This window comes from Streptomyces sp. NPDC003077 (genome assembly GCF_040611095.1).
In the GTDB taxonomy this organism is placed as follows: Bacteria; Actinomycetota; Actinomycetes; order Streptomycetales; family Streptomycetaceae; genus Streptomyces.
Genome location: NZ_JBEXNM010000016.1, coordinates 58,991 through 72,941 on the forward strand (window position 1 = coordinate 58,991; position 13,951 = coordinate 72,941).

Consider the following 13,951-nt stretch of genomic DNA (forward strand, 5'->3'; position numbering starts at 1 on the left):
CCGCAGGCGGTCTCGGCCTCGTCCCGGTCCTGACGGGCCTCAGGCGGCCTCGGCGCCGGTTCCGCTTTCCGTCCCCGTCTCCGCCTCCGGCTCGGTGAGCAGCGGGTACACGCCGTTCTCGTCGTGGTCCTCGCGTCCGGTGACCGGCGGGTTGAAGACGCACACGCAGCGGAAGTCGGTCTTCGGGCGCAGGGTGTGCCGCTCGTGCCCGTCGAGCAGGTACATGACGCCCGGCGTGATCGTGTGCCGCTCGCCGGTCTCGTCGTTGGTCAGCTCGGCCTCGCCCTCGACGCACAGGACGGCCTCGATGTGGTTCGCGTACCACATCGACGTCTCCGTGCCCGCGTACAGGACGGTCTCGTGCAGGGAGAAACCGACGCGCTCCTTGGCGAGCACGATGCGCTTGCTCTCCCAGGTGCCGGACTTCGCCTTGACGTGGCGGTCGGTGCCTTCGATGTCCTTGAACGAACGGACGATCATGGTGCGATGGTGCCTTTCGGTCGGTGATATGTCGGTGATATGAGGGAATGCGGTGGTTCGGTCCGGCTCAGGCGCAGTCCCGGACGGCGCGGGCGAGGATGCGCAGGCCCTCGTCCAGATCGTCCGGAGTGGCGGTCAGGGCGGGCAGCAGCTTGACGACCTCGCTCTCCGGGCCGGAGGTCTCGATCAGCAGGCCGAGTTCGAAGCACCGGGCGGCGATCTTTTCGGCGAGCCCCTTGTCGGCGAACTCCAGGCCCCAGACCAGGCCCCGGCCGCGGAAGGTCGCGCCCAGCCGGGGGTGTTCGGCGGCGATGGCGCTCAGGTGCGAGCGGACGAGTTCGCCGTGGGCGCGGGTCTGGTGCTCCATTCCGCCGTCGGCCCAGTACGTGTCCAGGGCCGCGGCGGCGGTGACGAAGGCCGGGTTGTTGCCGCGGAAGGTGCCGTTGTGCTCGCCCGGCGCCCACACGTCCAGCTCCGGCTTGAAGAGGGTGAGCGACATCGGCAGCCCGTAGCCGCTGATGGACTTGGAGAGCGTGACGATGTCCGGCACGATGCCCGCCTCCTCGAAGGAGAAGAAGCCACCGGTGCGTCCGCAGCCCATCTGGATGTCGTCGACGATCAGCAGCATGTCGCGACGCGCGCACAGGTCGGCGAGCCCGCGCAGCCATTCGGGACGGGCGACGTTGATGCCGCCCTCGCCCTGCACCGTCTCCACGATCACGGCGGCGGGCCGGTTCAGGCCCGAGCCCTGGTCCTCAAGGAGCCGTTCGAACCACAGGAAGTCCGGGACCCGGCCCTCCAGGTAGTTGTCGAACGGCATCGGCGTGCCGTGCACGAGCGGGATGCCGGCGCCCGCGCGCTTGAAGGCGTTGCCGGTGACGGCGAGGGAGCCCAGCGACATGCCGTGGAAGGCGTTGGTGAAGGACACGATCGACTCGCGGCCCTTGACCTTGCGGGCCAGCTTGAGCGCGGCCTCGACGGCGTTGGTGCCGGTGGGGCCCGGGAACATCACCTTGTACGGCAGGTCGCGGGGGCGCAGCACGTGGTTCTGGAAGCTCTCCAGGAACGCGCGCTTGGCCGTCGTCGACATGTCCAGGCCGTGGGTGACGCCGTCCCGTTCGAGGTAGTCGAGCAGGGCGCGTTTGAGTACGGGGTTGTTGTGGCCGTAGTTGAGCGCCCCGGCACCGGAGAAGAAGTCGAGGTAGGTGTGGCCGTCCTCGTCGTACATCCGGCTGCCCCGGGCCCGGTCGAAGACGGTGGGCCAGCCGCGGCAGTAGCTGCGCACCTCCGACTCCACGGTCTCGAAGACGCTCAGATCAGGCTGGGTGATGGTCATGACGTCGCTGCTCCTGGGGGTGAGGGGCTGGTGGGGTGGGTGAGACGACCGGTGCTGTGCGGGACGTGACGTGCTGTCAGTCGCGGGCGACGGGCGCCAACGGTCCGATGCGGTACGTGACGTGTTGTCAGTTGCGGGCGACGGGCGCCAGCGGGCCGATGCGGTGCAGCACCTCCGGCTCGTGCCCCTGCTCGGGGAAGAGCCCGGCGTCGAACAGGACGCGTCGCTCCACGGACGCGCCGTGCCGCTCGGCGAACGACGCGAACAGTCGGTTGGAGGCCGCGTTGCCGGGCGCGATCGTGGTCTCGACGTGGTCGATCCCCGCCGTCCGCGCCACCCGGTCGGCCAGCCCGTCCAGTAGCGCGGCGGCCAGCCCCCGGCCGCGGTACGCGCCGGACACCGCGATCTGCCAGACCACCAGCGTCCGCGGACACTCGGGCCGCAGGTAGCCGGTGACGAAGGCGGCCGGCTCGCCGTGCGGGTCGCGGGCGACGGCGGAGGTGGCGGCGAAGTCGTGGCACCACAGCAGGTAGCTGTAGGAGGAGTTGAGGTCCAGCACCTGGGAGTCGCGGGCGATGCGCCAGATGGCGGCCCCGTCCGCGACGCGCGGGATGTCGAGGGCGCAGCCGGCGGGGAGCGCGGGGGCGGGGCTGTCGGCACCGCCCCGGGCTGCGCCGGGCGTCCCGCCCGAGGTTCTTCTCCGTGTCGCGCTCTGCGTTTCGCTCTGCGTTTCGCTCGGCGTTCCGCTCTGCGTTTCGAGTGATGTCTCGTCCGGTGTTTCCGGTGGATGGCCTTCCGGGCTCTCCGGTATTTCTCCGTTTCTGCCTCGGGCACGTACAAGGTCTGCTTGTGCGGCGGTCATGCGAGAGGAATGTACCCAGCGGAAAAAGAAATTGCATCGGGGGATGGGGTTACGTGGGCGGGGTGTGTTGTGTTATCGCGCGGAGGTGCGCGGGTGCGCGAAGCGGGCGGTTCGGTGGGGTTTTTGGTCGGTTATATCCGGGCGAAACGGGCGTGCTGTGGAGTCGATCACAGCTTCGCGCGGCTGTGAATGATGTCGGAATCGCCGGGCTTGCCGGTTTCTCAAATTCTTGCGTTTGGGCCCGGGAAGGCCGGGCAGGAGAACTCGGGGAACCGCCGGGAGAGGGAATAGGGGAATTGGCGGCGATAAACGCATGAGAAGCGCGGAACGGGGAACGGGGAATGAGTGGGCCGTTCGCTTTTCCGGGGCCCGATTTCATGGTGCTCGTTTTCATGGTGCTCGTTTTCGTGGCGCCCGGTTTCCGGTGTCCGGTTCCTGGCGTCCGCTTTCCTCGGGTGGTGTCGGCCGGGCGAGCGTTGCCGGACGGTTGTCTCCCGGGCGTGACGGTCGCCGCCGAGGTGTGGCGGTCGCCTCCGGGGGTGTGACGGTCACCGCCGGGCGTGCAGGAGGACGAGGACCTGCCGGAAGGACCGGCGGACGCGCCACCGGCCACAGGCTCGTCGGCTCGTCGGCGAGGAGACGCCAGACCTATCCTCCCGAGACTCCCGCATGTACGGCCCGAAGCCCCTGGCGGACCCCTACACCCCTGCGCATACAGTGCGTTCATGAGTGAGAGCGCGGTGCTGCACATCAAGGGCAGGATCCTGGCCGGGCCGGACGAGGTCCACGACGAACTCTGGGTCGTCGGCGGCCGGGTGACGTACGAACGGCCGGTGGGGGCACGGGACGTCAGGACGGTACGGGGCTGGGCGCTGCCCGGCCTGGTCGACGCCCACTGCCACGTCGGCCTGGACGCCCACGGCCCCGTCGACAAGGCGACCAGCGAGGAGCAGGCGCTCACCGAGCGCGAGGCCGGAACACTGCTGCTGCGCGACGCCGGTTCGCCCTCCGACACCCGGTGGATCGACGACCGGGAGGACCTGCCCCGGATCATCCGCGCGGGCCGCCACATCGCCCGGACCCGCCGCTACATCCGCAACTACGCCCACGAGATCGAGCCCGAGGACCTCGTCGCGTACGTCGCCCAGGAGGCGCGGCGCGGCGACGGGTGGGTCAAGCTCGTCGGCGACTGGATCGACCGCGAGTCCGGCGACCTGTCCGCCTGCTGGCCACCCGGCGAGGTGGCGGCGGCGATCGCCGAGGCCCACCGGCTGGGCGCCCGGGTGACCGCCCACTGCTTCGCCGAGGAATCCCTCCGACCCCTCGTCGAGGCGGGCATCGACTGTATTGAGCACGCCACGGGACTCACCGAGGAGACCATCCCCCTCTTCGCCGAGCGGGGCGTGGCCATCGTCCCCACCCTCGTCAACATCGCGACCTTCCCGCGGCTCGCGGAGGGCGGCGAGAAGAAGTTCCCGCGCTGGGCGGACCACATGCGCCGACTGCACGAGCGCCGCTACGCGACCGTCCGGGCGGCGTACGAGGCCGGGGTGCCGATCTACGCCGGCACGGACGCGGGCGGCTCGCTCGCCCACGGCCTGATCGCCCAGGAGGTGACCGAACTGGTCAAGGCGGGCCTCCCGCCGGTGGCCGCCCTCTCGGCGACGACCTGGGGCGCCCGGTCCTGGCTCGGCCGCCCCGGGCTCACGGAGGGCGCTTCCGCGGATCTGGTGGTGTACGAGGCCGACCCGAGGGCCGATGTCCGCGTCCTGGGGGCGCCGCAGCGGGTGGTGTTGCGGGGGCGGGTGGTGCGCTGAGAGGCGTACGGGGGCGGAGCCGGATCAGTCCTCGCCGCGCCGCCGCCTCCGGCCCATCCATGCCGCCGTCAGCGCGCCGGAGATGTTGTGCCAGACGGAGAACACGGCGGCGGGCAGCGCGGCGGCCGGACTGAAGTGGGCGGTGGCCAGGGAAGCGGCGAGGCCGGAGTTCTGCATCCCGACCTCGAAGGCCATCGCCCGGGAGGCGGGCGCGCCCAGCCGGGCCACCTTCCCGGCCGCGTACCCGAGGGCCAGCCCCAGCCCGTTGTGCAGCGCGACCGCCAGCAGCACCAGCGCCGCCGCGTCCTTTATGCGCGCGGCGCTGCCCGAGACGACGGTCAGCACGATGACCGCGATGGTGAGCGCCGAGACCCACGGCAGCGCTCGCAACGCCTTGTCGATGTAACGACCCGCGAGCAGTCGGACGACGAGTCCGCCCAGGACCGGCAGCAACACCGTCTTCAGGATGTCGGTCACCATCACGCCCGCGTCCACGTCCAGGAACTGCCCGGCGAGCAGCAGCGTCAAGGGAGGGGTGACGAGCGGGGCGACGAGCGTGGAGACGGTGGCCACCGAGACCGAGAGGGCGACATCGCCCCGGGCGAGGTAGGTCACGACGTTGGACGCGGTGCCACTGGGCGCACAGCCGACGAGGATCACCCCAGCGGCAAGCTGCGGCGGCAGGTCCAGCACGGTAGCGACCAGCCAGCCGAGCCCCGGCATGATCACGTAATGCGCCACAAGGCCCAGCGCCACGGCCCACGGCCGCTTGGCGACCGCCGCGAAGTCCGGCGGCGTCAGCGTCAGCCCCATGGAGAACATCACGACCCCGAGCAGCCACGGCACGGCGGGCGCCCAGCCGGTGAACTGCGCGGGCCACAGCAGCCCGATCGCCCCTGCGGCGATCACCAGCAGCGGGAAGACCGTGACCGCGCGACGCGCGGCGCGGTCGGAGGAGGGGAGGTCGCTGTGGGCGGGCGCTGTGTTCGTCTTCCGGCCCGGCGGGCTCGACGGCTGCGGCACGGTCGGGGGTTTCGTCTGCTCGGTCGGCACGGCGGCACCTTAGCGGTGGTGTGGTTGCAGGGAGCACGGGGTTTCGGATGCTGGACGGGCTTCCGCGCGGGGCGTGGTGCGGTGGCTTCGTGGGGGCAACCTGGGCAACTGGGGCAGGGGGCGGGCTGGTTGGATGGGGGCACTGAGCGGCCGGGGGAGGGATGGAGGTTGCGCTGCGGTGGAGGGTGTCCGGAGAGGCCCGAAATGGCTGATGTGCGCGAATCTTTGAAAGTGAGTAAAAACAGGGGTCGGCGCCGGTAAATCCGCAGGTCGCGGCCTGTGGTCCCCGCGCGTGCGGGGGTGGTCCCGGGAGGCACGGCGGGCGGCCGAGGAGCGGGCGGTGGTCCCCGCGCGTGCGGGGGTGGTCCCGCGATCTTCGCGAGGAGGGCGAGGGCGGCGGCGTGGTCCCCGCGCGTGCGGGGGTGGTCCCGGCGTTGACAGTCGGGCGCGTGATCGCCACAAGTGGTCCCCGCGCGTGCGGGGGTGGTCCCGCCTGCCCCTTATCACCGGAGCAATCGTTCCGGTGGTCCCCGCGCGTGCGGGGGTGGTCCCAAGGGCCCCCAGGGCCCGACTGCGGCGCACGGGTGGTCCCCGCGCGTGCGGGGGTGGTCCCCTCCGCGGCGCCATCAACCGCCTTTCCACACTGTGGTCCCCGCGCGTGCGGGGGTGGTCCCCTGCACGTGGTGGGTTCCTCGGGCGGGTGCTCGTGGTCCCCGCGCGTGCGGGGGTGGTCCCCTGCCGACGGACGAGGACGACGATCCAGAGGCGTGGTCCCCGCGCGTGCGGGGGTGGTCCCTCAACGGTCGGCCGCTCGGGGACGATCTGGGCGTGGTCCCCGGAGAGGGGAGGCGCTGGGGGAGCGGATCAAGTGGTCCCCGCGCGTGCGGGGGTGGTCCCACCACGGTCTTCGGGCCTTGCAGATGCCCCTGGTGGTCCCCGCGCGTGCGGGGGTGGTCCCGGCGTCGTGCACGCCGTCGCTGGTGAGCACCAGTGGTTCCCGCGCGTGCGGGGGTGGTCCCGAGTGGTCCGTGGTGTGGGACCGGTCGGCGGAGTGGTCCCGCGTGTGCGGGGGTGGTCCCGACTTCTTGCCGGGGAAGAAGGAGACGGCGGAGTGGTCCCCGCGCGTGCGGGGGTGGTCCCCAGCCGGTCGCGAACCGGCCGAGGTGTTCGGCGTGGTCCCCGCGTGTGCGGGGATGGCCCCAAGGGGCGGGTGCGTCTCTACAGCCGCGCCGGGTGCTCCCCGCCTGTGCGGGGCTGATCCGCAGCTTCGGCCGCGCCGCCCGGCCCCCCAACCTCCCCCACCGCCTTCTCCAACGCCACCACGAACCGATCCACAGTCCCCCGATCCCGAACCGCCAGCCGCAGCCACTCCGGCCCCAGCCCCGGGAACGTGTCCCCGCGCCGCGCCGCGAACCCCAGCGTGCGCAGCCGTTCGCGGACGGCCGCCGCCTTCGGCATCCGTATCAGGACGAAGGAACCCGCGGCCGGTTCCATGGCCCGTATGCCCGGGAACTCGCGCAGCCGCGACAGCAGGTACGCCCGGTCGGCGGCGATGGTCTCGGCCGCCTCGGCGGCCTCCGCGAGCGCGGCCGGTTCGCAGCACGCCTCGGCCGCAGCCAGCGCGGGTGCGGAGACGGGCCACAGGGGCTGGGCCTGTTCCAGGGCGGCGATGATCTCTGGGGCCGCCAGCACGTACCCGACGCGGAGGCCCGCGAGTCCCCACGTCTTGGTGAGGCTGCGCAGCACGACCAGGCCCGGGACGTCGGTCCGGGAGGCCAGGGAAGCGGGTTCGCCCGGGACCGCGTCCATGAAGGCCTCGTCCACGACCAGCGTGCGCCCGGGGCGCGCCAGCCGAGCCAGCGCCTCGGCCGGGTGCAGGACGGAGGTCGGATTGGTGGGGTTGCCGACGACGACGAGGTCGGCGTCCTCGGGTACCGAGTCCGCCCCCAGCCGGAAACCGTCCCGTTCCGTGAGCAGGACCCGTTCCACCACGTGCCCGGCGTCCCGCAGCGCCGCCTCCGGCTCGGTGAACTGCGGGTGCACCACGACCGGGTGCCGGGCCCGTATGGCGCGGGCGATCAGGACGAACGCCTCCGCCGCGCCCGCCGTCAGCAGCACCCGCTCCGGCGGCAGCCCGTGCCGGGCCGCGACGGCCTCGCGGGCCGCCCGGCCGTCCGGGTAGGCGGCGAGGCCGTCCAGTGACGCGGCGATGCGGGCCTTGAGCCAGGCGGGAGGCGTACCGGCCCGCACGTTGACGGCGAGGTCGGTGAGGTCGGTGAGCTCCCCGGCCGCGTCCCGCACCTCGCGGTCGCCGTGGTGGCGGAGGTCCGGCTCGTTCGCAGTGCCGGAACGGGGGGCGGGAGGAGTGGACACGGGGTCTCCTTGGTGCGGTGCAGGTGGTGCGTGTGTTGCGGATGGCTTCGGTGAGGTGGCGGGGCATAGGGCGACGGCGCAGGTGGCACGTCCTCCAGGCACCGACTTCCGTTTGGGAACGAGCAGTGTGGCCCCGGGACCGGCGGCGGCCAGCGCGGCGGCCTCCGCCACGCTCGGCGTGCCGGTGACGGCCGCGACCAGGGCGGAGGGCCGTGGCACCGGCACCGCCGCGAGCACCTCGGCCGGGAACGTCCGCAACGGCACGCCGAGCCGCCGCGCCGCCTCGATCACGCCGGGTTCGTCAGCCTTGCCGTCCACCGTGGCCAGCACGGCGATGGACGACGAGTCCGGACGCGCCGGGGCGGCGACCGACGAGAGGGCGTCGGCGATCAGGTCGAGGACCTCCCCGGCGGGCACTCCCCGGCGGGCGCCTACCCCAATGCTCAGCCGGTTTCGGCCGTCGCCGGTCACCGGCTCCGGAGACCCGTGCCCGGAGCCGCGTACGTCGTCCCTCACGCCCGCGCCCGTTCTGTATGGGCCGTACGGGAAGGCCAGGACGGAACCCACCGCCCTCCGGCCCGCGAACCGCCCGCACGCCGCCCGACGACCACCAGGCGCCCACGGAGGCGGCCGAGTGACCGGTGGCGGGCGGGGCGGGCGTCACGGTGCCGACGCCGGGTACGCCCGTGACAGGGGCGCCGGCGGTGGATCGACCGGTGACAGGAAAGCCGGTGCCCCTGGAAAGAGGTGAGACCGTGCCGGTCGTCATCGCGCTGGGCGCGTTCCTGATGACGTTGTGCGGGGGCCTGGTGGCCCAGCGCGTCACCGACCGCAGGCACCTGGTGCTGGGGCTGGCCGGCGGGCTGATGCTGGGCGTGGTGGGGCTGGACCTGCTGCCCGAGGCGCTGGAGGCCGCCGGGCGCGAGGTGTTCGGGGTGCCGGCGGCGTTGCTGTGCTTCGTGGCTGGGTTCCTCGCCGCGCACCTGCTGGAACGGTGGCTGGCGCTCCGCAAGGCGGCGCACGGGATGGATCCCGAGGAGCGGGTTCCGCAGGTGGGGCTGACGGCCGCGACGGCGATGGTGGTGCACAGCGTCATGGACGGGTTCGCGATAGGCCTTGCCTATCAAGTCGGCCAGGAGATGGCGGTGGCCGTGGCGCTCGCGGTCATCGCCCACGACTTCGCGGACGGTTTCAACACGTACACGATCACGAGCCTGTACGGGAACGCGCGGAAGCGGGCGCTGACGATGCTCGGCGCGGACGCGGTGGCCCCGGTCCTCGGGGCCGCGTCCACTCTGCTGTTCACCCTGCCGGAGCAGTTGCTCGGGGTGTACCTGGGGTTCTTCGGCGGGGTGCTGCTCTACCTGGCGACCTCCGACATCCTGCCGGAGGCCCACCACGATCACCCCGCGCGGTCCACCCTGGCCTGCACGGTGGCCGGGGTGGGCTTCATATGGCTGGTGGTCGGCCTGGCGGACTGAGGGCGCCGTGCAACGTTCCCGTCGTACCGGATGCGCGAGCACCACTACATGCTCACGCACTCCCGGCGGCCTTCACCGCGACCGTCCCCCCGGCCCCGGCCCCGGCCCCGGCCCCGGACGCGGCACCGGCCACCAGCCGACGGGCGAGCGACGGCTCCGCCGCCCAGTGCAGATGCAGGTACGACGCGTGCACCCCGCCCTCGGCGAACCCCTCCACGCGGCGCTGCGGGTGCGTCATCCCCCACGCGGGCGCGGCGCCGGCGCCCGGCTCCAGCACCGTCCGGTGGAACTCGTGGCCGCGCACCCGCGTCCCGGCGGCGGCCAGCGCGTTGTCCGCCAGCGCGACCGCCTCGCGGTAGCCGAGGGTGAGGCGCCCGGACATCCGCGCGTCGGCGGGCAGCACCCCGCACATGGGGCTGCCGTCCAGAGAGCGGGACAGGTACAGCAGTCCGGCGCACTCGGCCGCGACCGGCGCGCCGGAGGCGGCCAGCCGGGCCACGGCGGCGCGCAGCGGCGCGTTCGCGGACAGCTCGGGCCCGTAGACCTCGGGGAACCCGCCGCCGATGACCAGCCCGCGCGTCCCCTCGGGCAGCCGCTCGTCCCGCAGCGGGTCGAAAACGGCCACCTCGGCACCGGCCGCGGTCAGCAGCTCGGTGTGCTCGGCGTACGAGAACGTGAACGCGGCACCGCCCGCGACGGCGATCACCGGCCTGGCGGTGGTCATCGGCCTGGCGGTGGTCCCCTGCCTGACCGCCGAGCCGGCCCCATCCGCACCCGCACCGGCACTCGCACTCGCGCCCGCACCCGCACCCGCACCCGGAAGCGCACCCGCACTCGCACCCCCGCCCGGAAGCCCGCCGACAGCCGCCACCGCCTCCACCGGATCCCAGGCCGTCCCCGGCAGCGCCGGCGCCGACCGGGCCAGAGCCAGCAGGGCGTCCAGATCACACCCCGCGCGCACCCGGTCCGCCAGCGCCCGCACCGACTCCACGGCCTCCGTCTGCCGCTCGGCGACCGGGACCAGGCCCAGGTGACGGGACGGCGTACGGACCTGTTCGGCGCGGCGGAGCACGCCCAGTACGGGGACGCCGGAGTCGTCCATGGCGGTGCGCAGCAGGTCCTCGTGGCGGTCGGAGGCGACCTTGTTGAGGATCACCCCGGCCAGCCGGACGCCCGGGTCCCAGGAGGCGAAGCCGTGCACCAGCGCCGCCACCGAGCGGGACTGCGAGGAGGCGTCCACGACCAGCACCACCGGGGCCCGGAGCAGCTTGGCGACCTGGGCGGTGGAGGCCAGCTCGCCCTGGCCTGCGGCCCCGTCGAAGAGCCCCATGACGCCCTCGACGAGCGCCAGGTCGGCGCCCGCCGCGGCGTGCAGGAACAGCGGGGCGACGCGTTCCGGCCCGCACATGTAGGCATCCAGGTTGCGGCCGGGGCGGCCGGTCGCCAGGGCGTGGTAGCCCGGGTCGATGTAGTCGGGGCCCACCTTGTGCGGGGAGACCGACAGCCCGGCCGCGGTGAACGCCGCCATCAGGCCGGTGGCGACGGTGGTCTTGCCGCTGCCGGAGGACGGCGCGGCGATGACCAGACGGGGGATGGTGCTCAAGAAGTCCTCACTCGAAAACGCGCTGAACTCGAAGAACTCGAAACGCGCTGGATCACACGCTCCTGCCGGAGCTCACCACTCGATCCCCTTCTGCCCCTTCTGCCCCGCGTCCATCGGGTGCTTGACCTTGGTCATGTCGGTGACCAGGTCGGCGTAGTCCAGCAGCGGCTGCGGGGCGTTGCGGCCCGTGATGACGACGTGCTGGGTGCCCGGCCGGTCGCGCAGCACGGAGACCACCTCCTCGGTGTCCACCCAGCCCCAGTGCATCGGGTACGCGAACTCGTCCAGCACGTACAGCCGGTAGGTCTCGGCGGCCAGGTCGCGCTTGACCTGCTCCCAGCCCTCGCGCGCGGCCTCCTCGCTGGAGGCGATGTCGCGCTGGACCCAGGACCAGCCCTCGCCCATCTTGTGCCAGGCGACGGTGCCACCCTCGCCGGAGTCGCCCAGGACGCGCAGCGCGCGCTCCTCGCCGACCTTCCACTTCGCCGACTTGACGAACTGGAACACCCCGACCGGCCAGCCCTGGTTCCAGGCCCGCAGCGCCAGGCCGAAGGCGGCGGTGGACTTGCCCTTGCCCTGGCCGGTGTGGACCAGGACCAGCGGGCGGTTGCGGCGCTGGCGGGTGGTGAGTCCGTCGTTCGGTACGACGGACGGCTGTCCCTGCGGCATCAGGCGACCCTCCGGGTTGCTTGGTTGCGAGTGGTGTGGGTGGGGGAGTGGGGTGCGGTGCGCATGGTGTGCCCGGCGCGCCCGCCCGTCAAGGACGGGGAGGGGGACGGCGCCGGGGTACGGGTGCCGCGCACGTCGCGGACGAGGGCGGTGACGCTGTCCGCGCGCAGCTCGTCCAAGGTGACGGCGGTGCCGTGCAGGTCGCGGGCGAGTTCGGCCGCCAGGCCCAGCCGTACGGGGCCGGTCTCGCAGTCCACGACCACCGAGGCGACGCCGTCGGCCGCCAGCAGCCGGGCGGCGCGTGCGGACCGCTCCAGCGGCTGCCTGCCGCCGGTGGCCCGGCCGTCGGTGACGACGACGAGGAGCGGGCGGCGGGCGGCGTCCCGCATCTTCTCGACGCGCAGCACCTCGTGGGCCTTGAGCAGGCCCTCGGACAGCGGCGTCCGGCCGCCGGTCGGCAGCGTCTGGAGGCGGGCGGCCCCGGCCTCCACCGAGGAGGTCGGCGGCAGCGCCAGCTCGGCGCCGGAGCCGCGGAAGGTGATCAGGCCGACCTTGTCGCGCCGCTGGTAGGCGTCCAGCAGCAGGGAGAGGACGGCGCCCTTGATGACGCTCATCCGCTGCCGTGCCGCCATCGAGCCGGACGCGTCCACGACGAACAGCACGAGGTTGCCCTCCCGGCCCTCGCGCACCGCCTCGCGCAGGTCGTCCCGGCGCACGACCAGGCCGGGGCCGCGGCGCCCGCGCGCCCGCTGGTGCGGCGCGGCGGCCCGCAGGGTGGCCGACAGGTGCAGCTTGCCCAGGGCGCCCTGCGGGTGCCGGGCGCCGGTGGTGCGTCCGTGGGCCGTGCGGGCCCGGGAGCGACGGCCGTCCGCGCCCTCGCCGATGCCGGGCACGTCCAGCCGGCGGGTCTTGAACGGGTCGGCGGCGCCGACGGCGGCCTGTTCGGCGGCGGCAGCTCCGTTCCCGGAGGAAGCGGGTTCCGAAGCCTCCGGGGAACCCGGCTGTTCGGGCACCTGGGGCTGCTCCGGCTGCTCCCGCCCGTCACCGGCCGGGCCCTGCGGACCGGGGTCGGCGGGCGGCTGACCGCCGGGCCCACCGTCCGGGCCGCCCTCGGGACCGCCGTCGTCCGGGCCCCCTTCAGGACCGCCGTCCCCGGGCCCGTCCGGCTCCGGCTCGGGCCCGTCGTCCTCCCCCTCGGGCTGCTCGGGCTCGTCCGCCGCGAACTCGTCCAGAATCCGGTCGAGCTTGTCCTCGTCCAGACCCGGCGCGTCGAAGGGCGCGCGGCGGCGCCGGTGCGGCAGCGCGAGCAGCGCGGCCTGCCGTACGTCCTCGGTGCGCACCTCGTCCCGGCCCGCCCACGCGGCCAGCGCGGTGGCGGTGCGCGCCATGACGATGTCCGCGCGCATCCCGTCCACCTCGAAGGCGGCGCAGATCGCGGCGATCTGACGGAGCGCCGTGTCGCCGAGCCGCACGGACGGCAGCAGGGCGCGGGCCGCCACGACGCGGGCGCGCAGCGCCGCCTCGTCGTCCGCCCAGCGGGCCGCGAAACCGGCCGGGTCGTCGTCGTAGGCCAGCCGCCGCCGGACGACCTCCACGCGCTCGTCCGGCTCGCGGGAGGCCGCGACCTCCACCGTCAGGCCGAAGCGGTCCAGCAACTGCGGGCGCAGCTCGCCCTCTTCGGGGTTCATCGTGCCGACGAGCAGGAACCGGGCCGCGTGCCGTACGGAGACGCCCTCCCGCTCGACGTGCGAGGCGCCCATGGCGGCGGCGTCCAGCAGCAGGTCGATGACGTGGTCGTGCAGCAGGTTGACCTCGTCGACATACAGGATGCCGCGGTGCGCGTCGGCCAGCAGGCCGGGCTCGAACGCCTTCACGCCCTCCGCGAGCGCCCGCTCGATGTCCAGCGCGCCCACCACGCGGTCCTCGGACGCGCCGACCGGCAGCTCCACCATGCGCGTGGGCCGCGTGGTGCCGGCCTCGATCTCGTGCGGCCCGTCGGGGCAGCGCGGGTCCGGCGCGGCCGGGTCGCAGCTGAACCGGCACCCGGCGACGACCGGCACGTCCGGGAGGACGGAGGCCAGCGCTCTCACCGCGGTGCTCTTGGCCGTCCCCTTCTCGCCGCGGATGAGCACCCCGCCCACTGCGGGGCTGACCGCGTTGAGCAGCAGGGCGAGCCGCAGATCGTCCATGCCGACGATCGCGGTGAGCGGATAGGGCGTGTTCACGCGGTGATCACTCCTTCGGGTGTTTCTCGTGCGACGGTGCGGGGGCGGCGGG

11 protein-coding genes and 1 CRISPR repeat array are annotated in these 13,951 nt (G+C 73.6%); of the genes, 3 read left to right on the forward strand and 8 right to left on the reverse strand.

What is annotated here, in order from left to right:
- Positions 1-39 precede the first annotated feature (39 nt).
- The 3 genes from ABZX96_RS14010 to ectA form a co-directional block, all read right to left on the reverse strand.
- Positions 40-480 carry an ectoine synthase gene (locus ABZX96_RS14010; RefSeq protein ID WP_355543036.1) on the reverse strand — a complete coding sequence of 147 codons (441 nt, stop codon included), beginning with the start codon at positions 478-480 and terminating at the stop codon, positions 40-42.
- A 67-nt stretch (positions 481-547) separates the two neighbouring features.
- Positions 548-1,816, reverse strand: a complete 1,269-nt coding sequence (ectB, locus tag ABZX96_RS14015; protein WP_355543039.1) for a diaminobutyrate--2-oxoglutarate transaminase — start codon at positions 1,814-1,816, stop codon at positions 548-550.
- Between the two features lie 127 nt (positions 1,817-1,943).
- On the reverse strand, positions 1,944-2,429 hold the full coding sequence (ectA, locus tag ABZX96_RS14020; protein WP_355543237.1) for a diaminobutyrate acetyltransferase: 486 nt from the start codon (positions 2,427-2,429) through the stop codon (positions 1,944-1,946).
- A 562-nt stretch (positions 2,430-2,991) separates the two neighbouring features.
- Between ectA and ABZX96_RS14025 the strand changes: the two genes are divergently transcribed.
- Together ABZX96_RS14025 and ABZX96_RS14030 are read left to right on the forward strand one after the other, a co-directional pair.
- The gene (locus ABZX96_RS14025; protein WP_355543042.1) at positions 2,992-3,411 is read left to right on the forward strand and encodes a pentapeptide repeat-containing protein; all 420 of its coding nucleotides are present in this window, start codon (positions 2,992-2,994) and stop codon (positions 3,409-3,411) included.
- Positions 3,404-4,495, forward strand: a complete 1,092-nt coding sequence (locus tag ABZX96_RS14030) for an amidohydrolase family protein (protein WP_355543045.1) — start codon at positions 3,404-3,406, stop codon at positions 4,493-4,495. Before ABZX96_RS14025 ends, ABZX96_RS14030 begins: the two co-directional genes overlap by 8 nt.
- Before the next feature lie 24 nt (positions 4,496-4,519).
- On the opposite strand, the gene ABZX96_RS14035 is transcribed toward ABZX96_RS14030, so the two are convergent.
- Both ABZX96_RS14035 and cobC read right to left on the reverse strand, forming a co-directional pair.
- Positions 4,520-5,518, reverse strand: a complete 999-nt coding sequence (locus tag ABZX96_RS14035) for a bile acid:sodium symporter family protein (protein WP_355543240.1) — start codon at positions 5,516-5,518, stop codon at positions 4,520-4,522.
- 309 nt (positions 5,519-5,827) lie between these two features.
- A CRISPR array of direct repeats spans positions 5,828-6,344; the repeat unit is 29 nt; unit sequence GTGGTCCCCGCGCGTGCGGGGGTGGTCCC.
- A 422-nt stretch (positions 6,345-6,766) separates the two neighbouring features.
- Positions 6,767-8,392: an Rv2231c family pyridoxal phosphate-dependent protein CobC gene (gene cobC / locus ABZX96_RS14040; protein ID WP_355543243.1), complete on the reverse strand. Its 1,626-nt coding sequence runs from the start codon at positions 8,390-8,392 to the stop codon at positions 6,767-6,769.
- 284 nt (positions 8,393-8,676) lie between these two features.
- Between cobC and ABZX96_RS14045 the strand changes: the two genes are divergently transcribed.
- Positions 8,677-9,402 (forward strand): ZIP family metal transporter, encoded by a 726-nt coding sequence (locus ABZX96_RS14045; RefSeq protein ID WP_355543246.1) that lies wholly within the window; start codon positions 8,677-8,679, stop codon positions 9,400-9,402.
- A 52-nt stretch (positions 9,403-9,454) separates the two neighbouring features.
- Here ABZX96_RS14045 and ABZX96_RS14050 read toward each other — a convergent pair whose 3' ends face one another.
- The 3 genes from ABZX96_RS14050 to ABZX96_RS14060 form a co-directional block, all read right to left on the reverse strand.
- Complete coding sequence (locus ABZX96_RS14050) at positions 9,455-11,005, reverse strand: cobyrinate a,c-diamide synthase (protein ID WP_355543048.1); 1,551 nt, start codon at positions 11,003-11,005, stop codon at positions 9,455-9,457.
- 72 nt (positions 11,006-11,077) lie between these two features.
- Positions 11,078-11,674 carry a cob(I)yrinic acid a,c-diamide adenosyltransferase gene (cobO, locus tag ABZX96_RS14055; protein ID WP_355543051.1) on the reverse strand — a complete coding sequence of 199 codons (597 nt, stop codon included), beginning with the start codon at positions 11,672-11,674 and terminating at the stop codon, positions 11,078-11,080.
- Positions 11,674-13,899 carry a putative cobaltochelatase gene (locus ABZX96_RS14060; protein ID WP_355543054.1) on the reverse strand — a complete coding sequence of 742 codons (2,226 nt, stop codon included), beginning with the start codon at positions 13,897-13,899 and terminating at the stop codon, positions 11,674-11,676. Before ABZX96_RS14060 ends, cobO begins: the two co-directional genes overlap by 1 nt.
- Between the last annotated feature and the right edge of the window lie 52 nt (positions 13,900-13,951).